This is a genomic window from Mesorhizobium sp. M0808 (genome assembly GCF_040320025.1).
In the GTDB taxonomy this organism is placed as follows: Bacteria; Pseudomonadota; Alphaproteobacteria; order Rhizobiales; family Rhizobiaceae; genus Mesorhizobium.
Window position 1 is genome coordinate 108,099 of record NZ_JAMYOX010000004.1, and the last position, 17,917, is coordinate 126,015.

Sequence of the window (17,917 nt, forward strand, 5' to 3'; positions counted from 1 at the left end):
CTACAGTTCGCCGTGGCCGACGCGAGCGCCGGCAGGTTGGTCGCAAAGCCTCTGGCCCATCGTCACGAAGGGCGCCACCAGCCGGATGCGCTCCTCGATGCTGGCTACCGGGCGGAAAAGGTCGCGATACGCCATATTGCCGACCGAAAGCGTCATCGGTTCGGTCGTCACGATGACGTAGCGCCGCTCGAATTTTTCGCCTTCCTCGAGATCGGCTGGCCGGTTCTCCATAAAGGTGACCACTCTCTGACCGGCGCTCCAGGCGCAGGCGAGTACACCCTCGTCGACGGAAAACGGCCAATCTGCTTCATTGCCGGCCCGGCTGATGGGCTGCAGGCGCACCTCCTCTGGCGTGGGGATATGGAACAGGCCTTGCTCGCCGGCGAGCATCAGCGGCATAGCGATGGCCATCTCGGTCATCATCAGTGCGCCACCGCTGCCGCCGCCGCCTCGTCGATGAGGCGGCCGGTGCGGAAGCGCTCGATGGTGAAGGGCGCGTTGATCGGGTGCGGATCGTCCCTGGCGATCGTATGGGCAAAGACATGGCCCGAACCCGGCGTCGCCTTGAAGCCGCCTGTGCCCCAGCCGCAATTGACATAGAGGCCGGGCACCGGCGTCTTGGCCAGGATCGGCGAACGGTCCGGCGTCACGTCGACGATGCCGCCCCATGAGCGCAGCATCTTCATACGGGTGAAGATCGGGAACATCTCGCAGATCGCGTCGAGTGTGTGCTGGAGGATGTGCAGGCCGCCGGTCTGCGAATAGGAGACATACTGGTCGGTGCCGGCGCCGATGACCAGCTCGCCCTTGTCGGACTGTGAGATATAGGCATGCACCGTGTTCGACATCACCACGCAAGGCACCACCGGCTTGACCGGCTCCGATACCAGCGCCTGTAGCGGATAGCTTTCCAGCGGCATGCGCACGCCGGCCATGTTCATGATCACCGACGAATGCCCGGCGGCAACCACGCCGACCTTCCTGGCGCCGATGAAGCCGCGCGTCGTCTCGACACCGGTTACCGCGCCGTTCGGCGCCCGCTTGACGCCGGTGACCTCGCAATTCTGGATGATGTGGACGCCACGCGCCGAGGCGCCGCGCGCATAGCCCCAGGCGACCGCATCGTGGCGCGCCGTGCCGCCGCGGCGCTGCAGGGAGGCGCCCATAACCGGGTAGCGTGCATCGCGCGAAATGTTGAGCGGCGGGCAGAATTCCTTGGCCTGCTCCGGCGTCAGCCATTCATTGTCGATGCCGTTCAGCCGGTTGGCGTGGACGTGCCGCTTCAGCACCTGGATGTCATGGATGTTGTGGGCGAGCATCATGACGCCGCGCGGCGAATACATGACGTTGTAGTTGAGCTCCTGGCTGAGCCCGTCCCACAGCTTCAGCGCATGGTCGTAGATGCCGGCGCTCTCGTCGTAGAGATAGTTCGAGCGGATGATGGTGGTGTTGCGCCCGGTATTGCCGCCGCCGAGCCAGCCTTTTTCCAATACCGCGACGTTGGTGATGCCGTGCACGGTGGCGAGATAATAGGCTGTGGCCAGGCCGTGGCCGCCGGCGCCGACGATGATGACGTCGTACTCCTTCTTCGGCTCCGGCGAGGACCACTGTTCCTCCCAGCCTCTATGACCGCGCATGGCCTCGCGGGCGATGGCGAATACCGAGTATTTCTTCAACGTCGCAGGCCTCGCAAATGGCGGCAGGGCAGATCAGCCAGCCCCGGCGCGCGAGCTTGTATCACTAGCGAAACCGTGCTGCCAGCCTTGCACTGTTTGCGACGGCGCTTGCCGTTTTGCGCCGTGGTGAAAAAGCCGCATCCGGGCAGGTTGATGCAATTGCCTTCCACCGCTATCCGTCGCCTGACGATCGGAGGATTATGGCGGTGGCTAACGTCTGGTGGAATCTGACATTGCGCTTCTTGCTGGAGCTCGCCGCTTTGCTCGGCCTCGGCATGGCGGGCTGGAGCCTCTCAGCGGGCATGTGGCGCTGGATCCTTGCCGTGGCATTGCCGTTCGTTGCCGCCGCGCTCTGGGGAATCTTCGCGGTGCCGAACGATCCGAGCCGCTCGGGGCGGGCGCCGGTTCCGGTGCCGGGCGGTTTGCGGCTGGTGCTCGAACTCGTCATCCTGTTCGGCGGCGCTGCCGGATTCCACCTGGCCGGCTACACGACGGCCGGCATGGCCGTCGCCCTGCTGATCGCCGTCAGCTACGCATTTTCGCTCGATCGGCTCGGCTGGCTGCTTAGGCAATAGTGGCCTTGCACCGTTTGCGACGGCGCTTGCCGTTTGCGCCGTGCTTTCACTGGTCGCTGTTCTGAGCTTCGCTTTTCGTTGGGTCAGCCGGAGCACGCTTTACGATGCACGGCCCGATTGCATAGATCGATCGCAAATAACCCTCACGGCAATCGGCCGCGATTTTGCGAACTTCCGCGTCGTTCGACTGCTCCGCCATGGCAACGAAGCGCTCGACGATCACCTCGCGTGGCCTGATCGCCACTGCCGCCGCAAAGCGCCGCAAAACCGCATCCGGATGTTCGAGTAACCGTGGCAGGTCCTTGGAACTCGGCATGACATAGTGACCATAGGCGTCGACCAGTGTCGTGAAAGCTGAGTCCAGACGAAGCGCGGCGGCATTTTCCACCGCAAGCCTTAGCTGCCAGCGCTGTGCAAGGCAGATGAATTGGACGACCCTCCACCGAACGCCGGCATGTTCGTCATCCAGCCGCAGCATCACGCGGCCGAGAATGGTGCCGTCCGCAGGCGTGGTGCACCCTAGAAGCGCCTCGATCGCGTCGCACCGGATGCCCGAAGATTCGCTGTCGAGCAGATCGGCTATTTCCGCGACAACGCAATTCATCTTGTAGCTTGTTTTGGGACTGGCTTCGGCCACCAAGAAAGCGGCGGCGGCTTGGGTATGAAGGTTGCCGGACGTCAGCAGCGGCCGGAGATTTTCTATCGGAAAGCCTTTGCCAAATTCCGATTGAAGGGCGGACGTCAACTCGCTGTCGCCCTCGAAGCCGGGGGCCAACAACCTGCTCATTATGTCTTGGGGGGTCATTGGAATGGGTGGCGCGTCCACCCGCGAGTTTTGGATGACGATCCGTAGCCTGGTGGCAAGCGGACGTCAAGAAGGGCTGTCGAGGGCAGCGCAGGTATCGGGTGGCTCGCGCCGCCCCGATTTGCGACCAAGCATCCCGATTGCCGGCCAGAGCCGGCGCGAAAAAAGGATGCAGAAAATGTTCGCACTCACCAACAAGGTCGCCATCGTCACCGGCGCCAGTTCCGGGATCGGCCGCGCCACGGCAAAACTCTTTGCCGAGCAAGGCGCCAGGCTCGTCGTCGCCGCCCGCCGCCGGGCGGAACTCGATGCGCTGGTTGCCGAAATCGAAGACGCCGAGGGCACCGCCATTGCGCTTGCCGGCGACGTCCGCGACGAAGCCTACGCGAAAGTCCTGGTCGACCTGGCGGTCGAGAAATTCGGCGGGCTCGACATCGCCTTCAACAATGCCGGCTCGGTCGGCAGGATGGGGCCGGTTTCTGAGCTGTCGCTGAAGGGCTGGCGCGAGACGCTCGATACCAATCTGACCAGCGCCTTTCTCGGCGCGAAATACCAGGTGCCGGCGATGGTCGAACGCGGCGGCGGGTCGTTGATCTTCACCTCGACCTTCGTCGGCCACACGCTCGGCATGCCCGGCATGACCAGCTATGCCGCGAGCAAGGCCGGACTGATCGGATTGACGCAGGTGCTGGCCGCCGAATTTGGCGCCAAGGGCGTCCGGGTCAACGCGCTGCTGCCGGGCGGCACCGACACGCCTTCGGCGACATTCAACACACCTGAATCGCGGGCGTTCGTCGAAAACCTGCATGCCTTGAAGCGCGTCGCCGAGCCAGAGGAGATCGCCCGCTCGGCGCTTTACCTGGCTTCCGATGCATCGAGCTTCACCACCGGCACGGCACTGTTCGCCGACGGCGGTGTCTCGATCACCCGCACGTGAAGCGTTTCGCGGTTGGCGTCGGCCCGCCAGCCGCAATGTCAGCCCGCCAGCCGCAATGCCGGAAAAACCGGTCTTGCTTTTCCCGGCGATTTGACGATTCCGTCTTCTCCTCGAAAACGGGTTGGAAACATGCTGCTGATCAGGACGTATATCGCTGCAAGCGCAATCGAAGGCGTCGGCGTGTTCGCCGCCGAGCCGATCCGGAAAGGGGCGCAGATCTGGCGGCTCGATCCGGACTTCGACCGGCTGATCCCGATGGAAAGATACGAGACGGCGCCGCCGCACCTCAAGGAATTGCTCGACAGATATGCCTATCCCAGTCCGGACCGGCCGGGCTTCATGGTCTATGAGGTCGACAATGGCCGCTTCATGAACCACGCCGACAAGCCGAACACCGACTTTTCGCAATATGGCGGGGCCACCGCGACCCGCGACATCGCCGCCGGCGAGGAGATAACCTGCGACTACGGCGAGTTCTTCGAGGGTTTCGAGCAGCTCCACCTGGCCACGGCATAGCCGCGCCTATCTGACCCAAGGCGAATTTTGTTCTTGCTTTGTGCCGGCAGCTATGCTACTAAATTGCGTATGGTGCTGATTCACCAGAGACCCGCCGCCGAGGCGGGTTTCTCGTTTCGGGATCGGCACCGCCTCTCAATCGGCTGTGGACAGCGCCCCTTGATTCTGCTATCAGCCGCCCCAATTCGTGGTGTAACGCGCCGCGGAGGCTTGCGGCTATGGCCGCTTGCCTGTTGATTTCAAACCGAAAGACAGGATTGCACGTGCAGGTACTCGTCCGCGACAACAATGTTGATCAGGCGCTTCGCGCGCTCAAGAAAAAGATGCAGCGCGAAGGCATCTTCCGCGAAATGAAGATGCGCGGACATTACGAAAAGCCCTCCGAGAAGCGCGCCCGTGAAAAGGCGGAAGCCGTGCGCCGTGCCCGCAAGCTGGCCCGCAAGCGCGCCCAGCGTGAAGGCCTGCTGCCGATGACGCCGCGTCCGGTCGCGGCCGGTGCTGCCGGTGCCGGTGCTCCGCGTCCGCCGCGGTTCTGACGTCAATTTTTCGTCCTTTTCCAAGGATATCCAAGGTGGCGCGATGCGGAATCGCCGCCACCTTTTTGTTGTGAGTTCGACCCGGTCCGAGAGGACCGGTTGGGAGAGATGCCGGTTCGGAGGGGGAACGGACCAGACGGCGCAGTAAGGACAGGGCAGACATGGACGCAATCACCGTAGAGCGCAGAACCGCGTGGCGCGGCCTCGCCCTGACGGCAGCCCTGCTTTCCGGGATGGCGCTTGCCAGCTGCCAGAGCGTTCCGACCGGCGAGTTCAACAACATCGACAAGGCGCAAGCCTCGACCGAGAACATCTCCTCACTGTCGGCGGTGATCCAGCGCAACCCCCAGGATCCGGAAGCCTACAATGTGCGCGGCTCGGCCTATGGCCGCGGCGGCCAGTACCAGGCGGCGCTCAAGGACTTCAACACCGCCATCCAGCTCAATCCGAATTTCTACCAGGCCTATTCCAACCGGGCGCTCATCCAGCGCTTCCTCGGTGATCAGGCAAGCGCGCTTGCCGACTACAACCGCTCGATCCAGATCAATTCCAACTATGACGCCGCCTATATCGGCCGCGGCAATCTCTACCGCAGGGCGGGCCGGGTCCAGGAAGCCTTCAACGATTTCCAGAAAGCCATCCAGCTCGACACGACCGATGCGCGCGCCTATCACAATCGCGGCCTGATCTATCAGAGTCAGGGCCAGCACGCCTTTGCCATCGAGGATTTCTCGACCGCCATTTCGCTGGCGCCGGATGCCTCCGAGCCTTACAACGGGCGCGGCCTCTCCTACCTTGCCATGAACGACGAGGACAATGCCTTCGCCGACTTCAACGTGGCCATCAAGCTCGACGGCAAGAATGCCGAGGCCTGGTCCAACCAGGCGTTGATCTACGAGCGGCGCGGCGACAAGGTCAGGGCCGCGAAATCCTACCGCGAGGCCGTGCACCTCAATCCGACCTACCAGCCGGCCAAGGACGGCCTGGCCCGCACCAGTGCCGGCTGAGCGGCCGGTTAATCGGGCCTCCGTTTCCGCACTCCGACAACCCTGCGTTTAGCTTCGCTTTGCTGGCGCCAAGTTTTCGGCGGAACGCTCGGCGTGCTCAGCCGTTTGTACAAGGCAATTTCGAAAGGACCCTGCCATGATCAAGAAACTCGCTTGTGCCGCTGCTCTCGCCACGACCGTCGTTGCCGCTCCCGCCAGCGCCAGCAGGCTCCAGCTCGGCGTGCTCGACTGCACCATCGACGGCGGCACGGCCTATCTCGTCACCTCCAACAAGGGTGTCTCCTGTGTCTTTCGTCCGCATCGTGGCGGCCCCTCTGAAGTCTATACAGGGGTGATTTCCAAGCTCGGCGTCGATGTCGGCCGGACGCATCAGGGCCAGCTGGTATGGGCGGTTCTGGCGGCGACCCGCAACCACGATGAAGGTGACCTTGCCGGCAGCTACTATGGCGTGAACGCCGAGGCCAGCGTGGTCACCGGTGGCGGCGCCAATCTCCTGGTCGGCGGCCTCGACAGCGCCTTTTCGCTGCAGCCGCTCAGTGTCCAGGCACAGACCGGCGTCAACCTGGCGGTCGCCGTCACTTCGCTGGACCTGATCCATTCGTTCAAATAGCGGCCTCTGGCAAATACGGCCCATGGCCTTTCATCATGCGCCGGGATAGGACGGTTCCGCGCCGCGTAGTCGCCGGCGCGTGGCAGCCTTTTGATTGGGCGCCGTGCGGCTTCGAAATTGACCGATGATCGCGCGGTGGCGCCAAACTCATTCTGCGCGCAGCGCTTCGATCGGCTGTAGGCTTGCGGCCTTGCGGGCGGGATAGTAGCCGAAAAAGACGCCTACAGCCGCGGCAAAGCCGATAGCCAGCAGGATGGCGCTGAGATCGATGATCACCGGCCATTGAGCGATAGACCCAACGGCGATTGCAGCAACAATCCCAATACCAGCACCTAGAATACCCCCGAGCAGGGCAAGCGTTGCTGCCTCAACGAGAAACTGGGCAAGGATATCTCGCCGTCGCGCGCCCACCGCAAGCCGCAGTCCGATCTCGCGGACCCGCTCCGTCACCGTCGCCAGCATGATGTTCATGATGCCGATCCCGCCCACGACCAGCGAAATTGAGGCCACCGCCGAAAGCAGCAGCGACACCACGCGTGTGGTCGAACCTTCGGCATTCGCAGCTTCGGCGAGGTTGCTCACCATGAAGCTGTCTTCCTGACCTGTCCGCAACCGGTGACGCTGCCACAGGAGTTGGCGGATCGCTGCCATCGTGCCCTCGGCCGAGGTCCAATCGGCGAACTTGACGGTGATGTTGTGTACGAAGGTCGGATTGGCACGGCTCGTGCCAATGAACTGACGTCGCGCCGTCCTCAGCGGCACAAGTGCCACATCGTCCTGATCATCGCCCCACACGCTCTGGCCCTTCCGCTCCAGCAGTCCGATCACCGTGAACGGCACGTCGCGGATGCGGATCGCGGCGCCTAGCGGATCGGCTTTTCCGAACAACTTCTCCCGCATCGTCGTTCCGAGGAGCACCACGTTGGCGACGCGGTTGTTGTCCTCCGGGGTCATCTCCTGCCCGGCAATAACCCTCCACTCGCGCGCTGAGAAATATTCCGGCGTCACGCCGCGAAGCACGCCTTGCCAATTGGCGGAGCCGATCGTGAACTGCTCGCGGGCGTAGAGGAGTGGCGCCGCCACCACGACGCCGGGGATTTCCATTCCGATCGCCGCCGCGTCCTCTTCACTCAGCCGCGGCGCGCCACCGGCCCCAAGCCGGACGCTGCCCATCTTCGCACTGCCCGGACTGACGCTGATGAGGTTGGCGCCGAGGCTGCGGATCTGCGCAGTGATCCGTTCGCGCGCACCAACCCCGATCGCGATCATCACCACGACAGCGGCCACACCGATGATGATGCCCAACATGGTGAGCGCGCTGCGCATATGATGGGAGCGTAATGATCGCAGGGCGGTTCTTGTGCTACCGGACATTGTTGTACGCCAGCGCTAGACGGCGAGTGTCATCCAAAGGTCGGACCTGCTGTATGACAGGGGTGTCTGACAGAACGCGGCCGTCTCGAAAGGCTACAATGCGATCCGTATGGGCAGCTATCTCAGCCTCATGGGTGACCAGCACAATGGTCAGGCCCTCTCCATTGAGTCGGCGGAAAATTGCCATGATCTCCAGCCCTGTCTGGCTGTCGAGCGCACCAGTGGGTTCATCGGCCAGTAAAAGTAAAGGCTCCGTCACCAGGGCGCGGGCAATGGCAACGCGCTGCTGTTGTCCGCCCGAGAGTTCGGCAGGAGTATGTCTGGCCCGATCGGCGAGCCCTACCTTGGCCAGCATCGCCAGCGCTGCGCGCCGCCGCTCACCAGCCCGCATGCGGCGATAGACAAGCGGCAGTTCCACATTTTCTAGTGCGCTGGCCCGCGGCAGCAGATTGAACGACTGAAACACGAAACCGATGTTCCTATTGCGGATCGCAGCGAGTTCATCGTGATGGAGTCCACCGACGTTTACCCCGTTCAGCCGATAGCGGCCTTCACTCGGACTGTCGAGGCAGCCCAGTATGTTCATGAAGGTAGACTTGCCCGATCCTGAAGATCCGATCACCGCGACGAATTCGCCTCGTTGAATCGTCATGGTCACCCCTTCGAGCGCCCACACCGGCTCTCCGCCAACACGGTAGCAATGGCGCAGCCGGTCGACGTCAATCAGAGCCATGGATACCTGACCTCACCACAACCGGAACTTGACCAGGACGGAAGACGCGTCATCGTCCCGACGCGGAGCAGTGGCAAGCCCCGTAATGACCTGCTGCCCCTCAGTCAGGTCGCCTGCCAGCACCTCTGTTGCACGACCGTCGGTGATTCCAAGCCGGAGCAAAACAAGCTTCGGCTCGCGGTCTGGCCCAAATACAAATACCTCGCCCGGGCTTCCCGCCTCTACGCCCGTTTTGGCAATGGCCGGCGCGGTCGATCGCGCCTCGTCCCCGGTATCACTCGGCGGCCGAAAACGCAGGGCCGCATTGGGCACTTTCAAGATCCCCTGTCGTTTAGCCATTACCACGCTCAGATTGGCGGTCATGCCGGGCAACAGCAGCTCATCGGAATTTTGCGTACCGACCACCACTATGTATGTGACGACGTTTTGAACGACCTGCGGTGCCTTGCGTATCTGTTTTACCGTGCCGGTGAAAATTCGGTCGGGATAGGCATCGGCAGTGAAAGTAACCGGCTGCCCGAGCGCAAAACGGCTAATGTCGGCTTCCACCACAGAAGCTTCCACCTGCATCTCAGTCAGGTCTTGAGCTATGGTGAACAGTATCGGGGTCTGCAGGCTAGCCGCCAGGGTCTGACCGCCACTGACGGCGCGATTGACCACCGTGCCGGTGACCGGCGCGCGTACATAGGTGCGGTCAAGATCAATTTGGGCCTGCTGAAGCACCGCTTCCTTCTGCTTCACCTGGGCAAGCGTGTTGGCGAGTTCCGCTTCTGCCATGTTGAGGGTCGCCTTGGCGGCTCGAACGACTGCCGATTGCGACAGTTCCTCGGCCTGGGCGGCAGTCGCCTGCGCCTTGGCAGAATTGTGCGCGGTATTCTCCCGCTCCCATTCACCCACCGCGATGATCTTCTGCTTAGCCAGGGAACGTTTGCGATTCACTTCCTGCGCCGCACCATCGAGCGCGATTTCGGCGCGTGTAGTCTGTGCGGCGGCAGAATCATATCTGGCCTCGGCGGTCTCCATCTCTGCCCTGGCCCGCTCGATCTGCGCCCGATGTACCGAAACCTGCGTTTGCGCCATCTCCCGTTCGGCAAGGGCTTGCGCTACTCTCGCTTCGTAAATCTCCGGCTCAACCCGGGCTATGACCTGGCCTTTGGTGACCTTGGAGTTGAAGTCGACATAGAGTTCCTTCACCCGACCCGAGAGCTGAGAACCGACTTCCACCATAACTAGCGCGTTCAGCGTGCCAGCCGCCTGCACCGTTGTGACGATATCGCCGCGCTCCACGGCTTGCGTGCGATAGGCGGGGGTATCGGGCCGGATCGAGGACGGCTCGAGGAGAGCTGAGAGCTGATTGAAGGCCGACAAAACCTGGCCGGAAGTCGCCGATGGTGTCGGTCCCATGGAACTCCCGGGCGTTACCGCCGCGCCGAGGATTACCGTAACGAACAAAACGCTGCGCATCATGTTCTGACCACCTCTGAGCCGGAAGGGAAAGGTAATCCCTTCCAGCTCTTTTATCTGCACTTGGCAGTGCCGCAGAGGAATTCTACAAACCTATAGAATAAACCCGTCAACAGCCAAATACATAGATGTTTATTCGAAATTTCGGATATTACTACTTACAGTGGCCGGGATTACCCTCGCAGGCCGTCTCGGTCTTGTTGCCAATGTTGCCTTGGCCTTCAGCCGTATCCTGCGTTGCCGTGCCGAATGCATTGCCATTCACATCCTTCGTGGTCTCATTGCACACGCAGTCCGGAGTGGCGCCGGTCTTCGTGCAAGACGCCACCGTGGATCCCCCGGCGGCGCAGAAGTCTTCGCACTGTGTCTGCGATACGCCGGGACAGGTCTGCGCTAGCGCTCCGCCTGTTCCGAGCAACAGTGTTCCGCCCCAGAAGGCGACAACCGCGGCCACCTTTAAACCACTATGTCTGATAATCATGTTCTCCTCCGATTTTGCCAGAGCTAGAGTGTGCTGCGCAGGCCATCTCTGGCACTGGTCGGCAGCATGAGGGCGCAACAAAGCCCTCGATTCGGCTCGATCGATTATGCTGTGGGGGATGCGGAAGTTATGAGGCCGCCAGCAACGGCTTTAAGCCGCCGGGCCTCCCAAGACTCTTTCGGGTGACAAGACTCTTTCGGATGAAGGGCCCTCTGCGGCGCACAGAATCGCCGCAATACTTGGCCTGCGCAAATCGGCAGCGCCCATTGTCGTGCTCCAGTACGACTGTAAGCGGGAATATTTCTTCTTGCTAATATATTAACCATATTTGCGGAAGCTGGCAACCAGTATCTGGGATATACGTCGGTTGAGGTGCTGCTAAATCGATTGGTAGAACGGCGTGAACATCGCAATCGGCGTCAACCAGTATCAGTTGCGCCGCAGAGCGGGTTGATCGTGGAGCCGAGATGCACGATCACCCTGGCTTCCCGCCTACATCATCATCTCAGCACACCGGAAACCGCTTGAACTCAACTGCGGTTGAGGTTTTACAAGCCGTCCCCGAAGCGCCGCGTGCCCATCTGGAGACGAAGAGCGCTCCAATATTTTAGACCAGCGTCTAGGGAAGCTCGGGGGACTGGATGACCAAAACAAGCACAAACGGGGTCGATTGGCGCGCGCTGTGGGCGAGCGGCGATCTGGCGCGCTTCTGCTTCATCAGCCTCGGCATTCTGCTGCACGCCACCAACGAAACCATGGTAGCAACGGTCATGCCGGCCATGGTCGGCGAACTTGCCGGCGTGCAACTGGTCGGCTGGTCGCTGGCGATCTACGAGCTCGGCGCCATCGTTGCCGGTGCGGCCGCCGGACGGCTGGTGAGCTATGTCGCGCTGCGTACCAACATGATGGTCGCCACAATGCTCTATGCCGCCGGCGCGCTGGTCTGCGCCACCGCGCCTTCGATGCCGCTGTTCCTCTGCGGCCGCCTGATCGAAGGGCTCGGTGGCGGCGCGCTGGTGTCGCTGGCCTTCGTCTCGGTCGAGCGGCTGTTTGCCCGCGCGATCTGGCCGCAGCTTTTCGGCGTCATGTCGGCGATCTGGGGTGTCGCCGCCTTCAGCGGGCCAGTGCTCGGCGCGGTCATGACCGAATTCTCGTCCTGGCGCTGGGCCTTCGGCGTCTTCACCCTGGGAGGCACGGCCATGGCGCTGGCAAGCTTCCTCGTGCTCGATACGCCTGAAGCAACGAGGCCGCAGGCGACGGGCGGCTCGGCGCCGCCCTTCCCCTTTGCGGCACTTGGCTGCCTCGCCGGCAGCGTCGTGCTGATTGCCACTGCCGGCGTCGACATCGCCCTGCTGCGCTCGTCGCTGCTGCTCACCCTCGGCCTGATCGGCCTGGCGCTGTTTATCTATATCGACGCACTGAAGCCGCGCTCGCGCCTGTTCCCGTCGCGGCTGTTCTCATGGCGCTCGTCGGTCGGCGCGGGCATGACCATGGTCGCGGCGTTTTCGGTGGCGACCTGCTCGTTCGCGGTCTACGGACCACTGCTTCTGACCAGCCTGCACGGCATTCCGATCCTGACCACCGGCTACATCATCGCCGCCGAATCGATCGCCTGGTCGATCCTGTCGATCCTCGTCGCCAATGCGCCACCGGAGCGCGAGCGGCTGATCATCGTCGGCGGGGCGCTGATGGTCGCCACGGGCGTCGCCGGTTTCGCCTATACGGTGCCGGCCGGCTCGATCCCGCTGATCCTGTTTTGTGCTTTGTTGCAAGGCGGCGGCTTCGGCATAGCCTGGCCGTTCGTCACGCGTGTCATCGTGGCATCGGCCAAGGAAGGCGAGCAGACGATCGCCTCGGCCGCCGTGCCGACCATGCAGCGCATCGGCTATGCCGTGGGTGCGGCACTGACCGGCATCGTCGCCAACGCCAGCGGCTTTTCCGAAGGCCTGAACCGCGAGGCCGCGGCGAACGTCGCCGCCTGGCTGTTCCTCGCCTTCATACCGCTCGGCATCCTGGGATGCCTCGCCGCCTTGCGGATTTCGGGGGCGACCGACACGAAGCCGGCGAAGCTGTCAATCTCCGTGGGGGAGATTGACTAGACAACGACCGTCTTCAGCCGGTCGGCGATTAGTGCCGCGAGCCGCGTCGCCACCTCGTCCTTGCTCATCTCCGGCCATTCCTCGACGCCGGCCTTCGAGACGATTCGCACCTTGTTGCGGTCGCCGCCCATCACGCCCGGAGAACCATCTTCATGCGAGACATCATTGGCGACGATAAGATCGGCACCCTTTTTTGCGAGCTTGGCCTCGGCATTCCTGACCAGATCCTGCGTCTCCGCGGCGAAACCGACCACCAGCATCGGCCGCTTTTTGTGATGCCCGACACCGGCAAGAATATCGGGATTTTCCACCATCTGCAGCGCCGGTGGCCCCTCGCCCGCCACCTTCTTGATCTTTTCCCCGGCCGAACTTTGTGTGCGCCAGTCGGCGACAGCCGCGACGAACACTGCCGCGTCGGCCGGCAGCAGCTGCTCGACCGCGTCCTTCATCTCGACGGCCGTTTCGACGTGCAGCGTGGCGACGCCGGCCGGATCGGCAATGCCGACCGGGCCGGAGACGAGACGCACGTCGGCGCCGAGCCTGGCCAGCGCCGCCGCGATGGCGTGCCCCTGCTTGCCCGACGAGCGGTTGGCGATGTAGCGGACAGGATCGATCGCTTCATGCGTCGGTCCGGAAGTGACGATGATCTTCCTGCCCGTCAGCGGCTTTGGCCGGCTGTCGAGCAGCGCCTCGATCGCGGCGACGATCTCCAGCGGCTCGGCCATGCGGCCCTCGCCCACCTCGTTGCTCTCGGCCATCTCGCCCTTCGCCGGGCCGACGAATGCGACGCCGTCCTTGCCCAGCATCGAGCGGTTGCGGCGGACCGCCGGATGCGCCCACATTTTCGGGTTCATCGCCGGCGCCATCAAAACTCGCTTGTCGGTGGCGATGAGCACGGTCGAGGCAAGGTCGTTGGCGTGGCCATTGGCGAGCTTTGCCATCAGGTCGGCGGTGGCCGGCGCCACGACCAAAAGGTCGGCTTCGCGCGACAGCCGGATGTGGCCGATGTCGTGCTCGTCCTGCCGATCGAACAATTCGGTGAAGACGTGGTCGGCCGACAGCGCCCCGGCCGACAGCGTAGTGACGAACTCCTGCGCCGCCGCGGTCATCACCACGCGCACCGAAGCACCGCGCTCGCGCAGCCGGCGGATCAGGTCGAGCGCCTTGTAGGCGGCGATGCCGCCGCCGATGATCAGCAGGATGCGCTTGCCGGAGAGGATGCCTCGCGGGCTGGAGACGGCGACCACCGGCGTTGCTGGACTCTGCGAACTCGTCAGTTCGCGCAGTGTTTTCTCGATCTGGTCGATGCGACCGGCCGAACCGAACTGACCTTCGACCGCTGCGCGGATCATCACCCGCGCTTGGTCTTCCATCGACCGGCCATTCTCCGCCGCCAGTCGGCGCAGCAGGTCCTTGACCTCGTCATCAAGGTTGCGGATCGTGATGCTGGCCATCTGATTGCACCTTGCCCGGAATTGCTGAGTGCAATGATAGCAATGCAATCACTTTGCAACAAGCGCTAGAATATACGCCAGGCGATATACACCAGCGTCAGCGCGATCACCCACAGCGCCAGCCGGCCGGAGCGGGTGTGGCGCGCCTCGGCTTTGCCGATCGCGTCCGCCGTCCCCTCGTCGAAGCGCAGGCCGTTTTCGGCCATCAGGTCGATCTCACGCGACAGCCGCTCGGTACGGGCGGCGAGGTCCGGTGCCTGACGGGCCAGCGCCAGCAGCGCGTTGGCACCGTCGCGCGCATCGGCCAGCAGGGCGCGCGGGCCGAGATTGCGGGCAATCCAGCCGCTGACCACCGGCTCCGACGTCTTCCACATGTTGAAGGCCGGGTCGAGGGTGCGGGCGACGCCTTCGACAACGACCATGGTCTTCTGCAGCAGCACCAGTTCGGACCGCGTCGCCATGTCGAAGAGGTCGGTCACCTCGAACAGCAGCGTCAACAGCTTGGCCATCGAGATGGTCTCGGCCGGCTGGCCGTGGATCGGTTCGCCGATCGCCCGGATCGCCTGGGCGAAAGCCGCGACATTGTGCTGGCGCGGCACGTAGCCGGCCTCGAAATGAACTTCGGCGACGCGCTGGTAATCGCGCGTGATGAAGCCGTAGAGGATTTCGGCGAGGAACCGGCGCTCCTTCCTGCCGAGCCGGCCGGCAATGCCGAGATCGACGGCGACGATGGTGCCGTCGGCTTCGATAAACAGGTTGCCCGGGTGCATGTCGGCGTGGAAGAAACCGTCACGCAGCGTATGGCGCAGAAACGACTGAACGAGGTTGGCGGCAATCGCCTTCAGGTCGTGGCCGGCGGCGGCTAGGCCGGCAATATCGTTCATCTTGATGCCGTCGACCCATTCCATGGTCAGCACGTCGCGACCGGTGCGCTCCCAGTCGACCGACGGCACACGGAAGCCGGGATCGTCCTTGGTATTCTCGCCGAGCTCCGAAAAAGCCGCCGCCTCCAGCCTCAGGTCCATTTCGATTTTGGTCGTCTGGGCCAGTGTCTCCGTCACCTCGACCGGCCGCAGCCGGCGCGACGACGGGATGTATTTTTCCTGCAGCCGGGCGGCGAGGAAATAGCTCTCGAGATCGCGAAAGAACCGGCGGCGCACGCCCGGCCGGATGACCTTTACTGCTACCCGGGTAATGACGCCGTCCTGCAGGGCTTCGGCGGTATGAACCTGGGCGATAGAGGCGGCGGCGACGGCCTCGCCAAAACTGACATAGAGCTCGTCGACCTTGCGTCCGAGCGAGGCCTCTATCGCGGCGACAGCCTCGGCCTTCGGAAACGTCTGCATCTTGTCCTGCAGCATGGCGAGATCAAACGCGATATCGTTTCCGACGACATCCGGCCGTGTCGCCAGGAACTGGCCGAGCTTGACGTAGGACGGGCCGAGCCGCACGACCGCCTTGGCCAGCCTGTCGCCGCGCTCATAGGCAAGCGCGCGACGGCGGGTGAACAGCCGGGCCATGCGCCAGCCGAATTTCGGCAAGCCGAAGAGCTCGTCACCGGGCAAAGCCGCGATGACACCCTCGCGGACCAGCACCCAGCCGGCCCGTACGAGCCTGAAACCAGCGCCGATGCTGCTCATGGCTGGCTTTGCCTCGCCGATTTCCTAGACCGGCGAAGAGCACATTGAGTACGAAAGATACGGGCCAGCCTCAAAGCTTCCAGCCCGAGTGGAGCGCGGCGATGCCGCCGGAATAATTGCGGAACGAGGCGCGCTCGAAGCCCGCGCGCGACATCATCGCCGCGAAATTCTGCTGATTGGGAAACTTGCGGATCGATTCGACCAGATAGGAATAGGGCTCGCCATCACCGGTCACCACCTTGCCGATCCGCGGAATGGCGTTGAACGACCATGCCTCATAGACCTTGTCGAGCAGCGGCATCTCGACCTCGGAGAATTCAAGGCAGAGAAAGCGCCCGCCAGGCTTCAGCACGCGATAGGCTTCGGCAAGCGCCACATCGATGCGCGGCACGTTGCGGATGCCGAAAGCGATGGTGTAGGCGTCGAAAGTGGCGTCGGCAAAAGGCAGTTCCTCGGCATTGGCTTCGACGAAATCGGTATTTGCCGACAGGCCTTTTTTCTCGGCCCGGTCGCGGCCGACGGCGAGCATCGAGCCGTTGATATCGAGAACCGTTGCATGAGCGTGCCTGCCGCTCGCCTCGACGATGCGGAAGGCGACATCGCCGGTGCCGCCGGCAACGTCGAGAACGCTCCAGCCCGGCCGCTTCGGTGGATTGAGCCAGGCGACCATGGCGTCCTTCCACAACCGATGCAACCCGGCCGACATCAGGTCGTTCATCAGGTCGTAGCGGTTCGCCACCTTGTGGAAAACGTCATTGACCAGGGACTGCTTGTCGCGTGGCCCTACCCGCCTGAAACCATAGGAGGTTTCCATGCCGCCCGCAGCCGTGGTTCTTTCAACCGACATCGTTTTGATCCGCCATAAAATCGGCGGGACCATAGCCGATCGATGGTGCGGGCGCTATTGTTTAAGGCGCGGTGTTCGGCCGCGCTTCGAAGCAGGTTCCGGAAAAGTGTCACACGGTTTTCCGACAGGAACCTGCGTCATAAGAAAAAGCCTGACGGGATAATTGAATGCCTTTGAAAGCAGAACTGCACTGCCACATCGAAGGGGCAGCGGCGCCTGAACTCGTCCTCCGCCAGGCTGAGAAATACGGCAAGGATGCCTCGCCCTACATCCAGGACGGCTCCTTCGTCTGGCACGACTTCACCTCTTTCCTCGCCGCCTACGACTTCTCGTCGGACCTGTTCCGCACCGAAGAAGACTATGCGCGGCTGGCCGACCATTACCTGACCAGCCTCGCCCGCGACGGCGCCATCTATTCCGAGGTTTTCACCTCGCCCGACCATGCCAGCAAGGCCGGGCTGTCGCCGAAGGCCTATACCGACGCGCTCGGCGAAGGCATGGCCCGCGCCAAGGCGAAGACCGGCATCGAAGGCCGCATGATCGTCACCGGCGTGCGCAATTTCGGTGTCGAATCGATCGAGCGGGCGGCGCGTTTCGCCGCCCGCTGCGGGCATCCGCTGGTCACCGGTTTCGGCGTCGCCGGCGACGAGCGGATAGGCGACCTGGAAGATTATGTCAGGGCCTTCGAGATCGCCCGCGAGGCCGGCCTCGGCATCACCGTCCATGCCGGCGAATTGATGGGCTGGGAGAGCGTCGAGGCGGCACTCGACCACATCCGCCCGTCTCGCATCGGCCATGGCGTGCGCGCCATCGAGAACCCCGAGCTTGTGCGGCGCATCGCCGACGAAGGCGTCGTGCTCGAATGCTGCCCCGGCTCCAACATCGCCCTGAAAATCTTTGACAGCTTCGCTGACCATCCCTTTCCCGCCTTGAAGGCGGCGGGCTGCAAGGTGACGCTCAACTCCGATGACCCGCCCTATTTCTGGACCTCGCTGAAACGCGAATACGACATCGCTGCCGAGCATTTTGCGATGGACGACAAGGCGCTCACCGCCGTCACCAGGACGGCCATCGAGGCAGCCTTCGTCGACAGGAAGACCAGGGCGGTGCTGCTGGGCAGGCTCGGCGCCAAGGGCAGGTGAATGGTGAATGGTGAACCCGGC

The 17,917-nt window shown here is 63.2% G+C and carries 17 protein-coding genes; 8 read left to right on the plus strand and 9 right to left on the minus strand.

From position 1 onward, the window contains the following. Both NKI25_RS07875 and NKI25_RS07880 read right to left on the minus strand, forming a co-directional pair. The gene (locus NKI25_RS07875) at positions 1–423 is read right to left on the minus strand and encodes a hypothetical protein (RefSeq protein WP_352588224.1); all 423 of its coding nucleotides are present in this window, start codon (positions 421–423) and stop codon (positions 1–3) included. Then, the gene (locus NKI25_RS07880) at positions 423–1,676 is read right to left on the minus strand and encodes a sarcosine oxidase subunit beta (RefSeq protein ID WP_352588227.1); all 1,254 of its coding nucleotides are present in this window, start codon (positions 1,674–1,676) and stop codon (positions 423–425) included. The genes NKI25_RS07875 and NKI25_RS07880 overlap by 1 nt, the downstream gene beginning before the upstream one ends. Positions 1,677–1,876: 200 nt before the next feature. Between NKI25_RS07880 and NKI25_RS07885 the strand changes: the two genes are divergently transcribed. Then, positions 1,877–2,251: a YrdB family protein gene (locus NKI25_RS07885; RefSeq protein ID WP_352588229.1), complete on the plus strand. Its 375-nt coding sequence runs from the start codon at positions 1,877–1,879 to the stop codon at positions 2,249–2,251. Positions 2,252–2,297: 46 nt separating this feature from the next. Here NKI25_RS07885 and NKI25_RS07890 read toward each other — a convergent pair whose 3' ends face one another. Beyond that, positions 2,298–3,038: a hypothetical protein gene (locus NKI25_RS07890; RefSeq protein ID WP_352588231.1), complete on the minus strand. Its 741-nt coding sequence runs from the start codon at positions 3,036–3,038 to the stop codon at positions 2,298–2,300. 196 nt (positions 3,039–3,234) lie between these two features. Here NKI25_RS07890 and NKI25_RS07895 point away from each other — a divergent pair, with 196 nt between their 5' ends. The 5 genes from NKI25_RS07895 to NKI25_RS07915 all read left to right on the plus strand — a co-directional run bounded on the left by NKI25_RS07895 (position 3,235) and on the right by NKI25_RS07915 (position 6,662). Continuing rightward, on the plus strand, positions 3,235–3,993 hold the full coding sequence (locus NKI25_RS07895) for an SDR family oxidoreductase (protein ID WP_352755045.1): 759 nt from the start codon (positions 3,235–3,237) through the stop codon (positions 3,991–3,993). A gap of 129 nt (positions 3,994–4,122) precedes the next feature. Continuing rightward, positions 4,123–4,509, plus strand: a complete 387-nt coding sequence (locus NKI25_RS07900; RefSeq protein WP_352454023.1) for an SET domain-containing protein — start codon at positions 4,123–4,125, stop codon at positions 4,507–4,509. 263 nt (positions 4,510–4,772) lie between these two features. After that, positions 4,773–5,045, plus strand: coding sequence for a 30S ribosomal protein S21 (gene rpsU / locus NKI25_RS07905; protein ID WP_023675331.1), 273 nt, complete (start codon positions 4,773–4,775; stop codon positions 5,043–5,045). Between the two features lie 161 nt (positions 5,046–5,206). Beyond that, the gene (locus NKI25_RS07910) at positions 5,207–6,052 is read left to right on the plus strand and encodes a tetratricopeptide repeat protein (RefSeq protein WP_352588237.1); all 846 of its coding nucleotides are present in this window, start codon (positions 5,207–5,209) and stop codon (positions 6,050–6,052) included. 136 nt (positions 6,053–6,188) lie between these two features. Continuing rightward, positions 6,189–6,662 (plus strand): DUF992 domain-containing protein, encoded by a 474-nt coding sequence (locus NKI25_RS07915; protein ID WP_352588240.1) that lies wholly within the window; start codon positions 6,189–6,191, stop codon positions 6,660–6,662. Between the two features lie 147 nt (positions 6,663–6,809). Here NKI25_RS07915 and NKI25_RS07920 read toward each other — a convergent pair whose 3' ends face one another. Genes NKI25_RS07920 through NKI25_RS07930 form a run of 3 tightly spaced genes read right to left on the minus strand, consistent with a single transcriptional unit; the run spans position 6,810 to position 10,296 of the window. Further along, positions 6,810–7,988, minus strand: a complete 1,179-nt coding sequence (locus tag NKI25_RS07920; RefSeq protein WP_352998315.1) for an ABC transporter permease — start codon at positions 7,986–7,988, stop codon at positions 6,810–6,812. A 37-nt stretch (positions 7,989–8,025) separates the two neighbouring features. Then, positions 8,026–8,769, minus strand: a complete 744-nt coding sequence (locus tag NKI25_RS07925; protein ID WP_352998316.1) for an ABC transporter ATP-binding protein — start codon at positions 8,767–8,769, stop codon at positions 8,026–8,028. Positions 8,770–8,781: 12 nt separating this feature from the next. Further along, positions 8,782–10,296 (minus strand): efflux RND transporter periplasmic adaptor subunit, encoded by a 1,515-nt coding sequence (locus tag NKI25_RS07930; RefSeq protein ID WP_352998317.1) that lies wholly within the window; start codon positions 10,294–10,296, stop codon positions 8,782–8,784. A 1,059-nt stretch (positions 10,297–11,355) separates the two neighbouring features. Between NKI25_RS07930 and NKI25_RS07935 the strand changes: the two genes are divergently transcribed. Beyond that, positions 11,356–12,813: an MFS transporter gene (locus NKI25_RS07935; protein WP_352755056.1), complete on the plus strand. Its 1,458-nt coding sequence runs from the start codon at positions 11,356–11,358 to the stop codon at positions 12,811–12,813. On the opposite strand, the gene coaBC is transcribed toward NKI25_RS07935, so the two are convergent. From coaBC to ubiE, 3 genes are all read right to left on the minus strand, one after another. Next, positions 12,810–14,267 (minus strand): bifunctional phosphopantothenoylcysteine decarboxylase/phosphopantothenate--cysteine ligase CoaBC, encoded by a 1,458-nt coding sequence (gene coaBC, locus NKI25_RS07940; RefSeq protein ID WP_352998318.1) that lies wholly within the window; start codon positions 14,265–14,267, stop codon positions 12,810–12,812. The genes NKI25_RS07935 and coaBC overlap by 4 nt on opposite strands. 65 nt (positions 14,268–14,332) lie before the next feature. Next, on the minus strand, positions 14,333–15,907 hold the full coding sequence (gene ubiB / locus NKI25_RS07945) for a 2-polyprenylphenol 6-hydroxylase (protein WP_352998319.1): 1,575 nt from the start codon (positions 15,905–15,907) through the stop codon (positions 14,333–14,335). Positions 15,908–15,977: 70 nt separating this feature from the next. Next, entirely contained in the window at positions 15,978–16,754 is a 777-nt protein-coding gene (gene ubiE, locus NKI25_RS07950) for a bifunctional demethylmenaquinone methyltransferase/2-methoxy-6-polyprenyl-1,4-benzoquinol methylase UbiE (protein ID WP_352998320.1), read from the minus strand. Positions 16,755–16,921: 167 nt separating this feature from the next. On the opposite strand from ubiE, the gene NKI25_RS07955 reads away from it, so the two are divergent. Further along, positions 16,922–17,896, plus strand: a complete 975-nt coding sequence (locus tag NKI25_RS07955; RefSeq protein ID WP_352588263.1) for an adenosine deaminase — start codon at positions 16,922–16,924, stop codon at positions 17,894–17,896. The last annotated feature ends 21 nt before the right edge of the window (positions 17,897–17,917 follow it).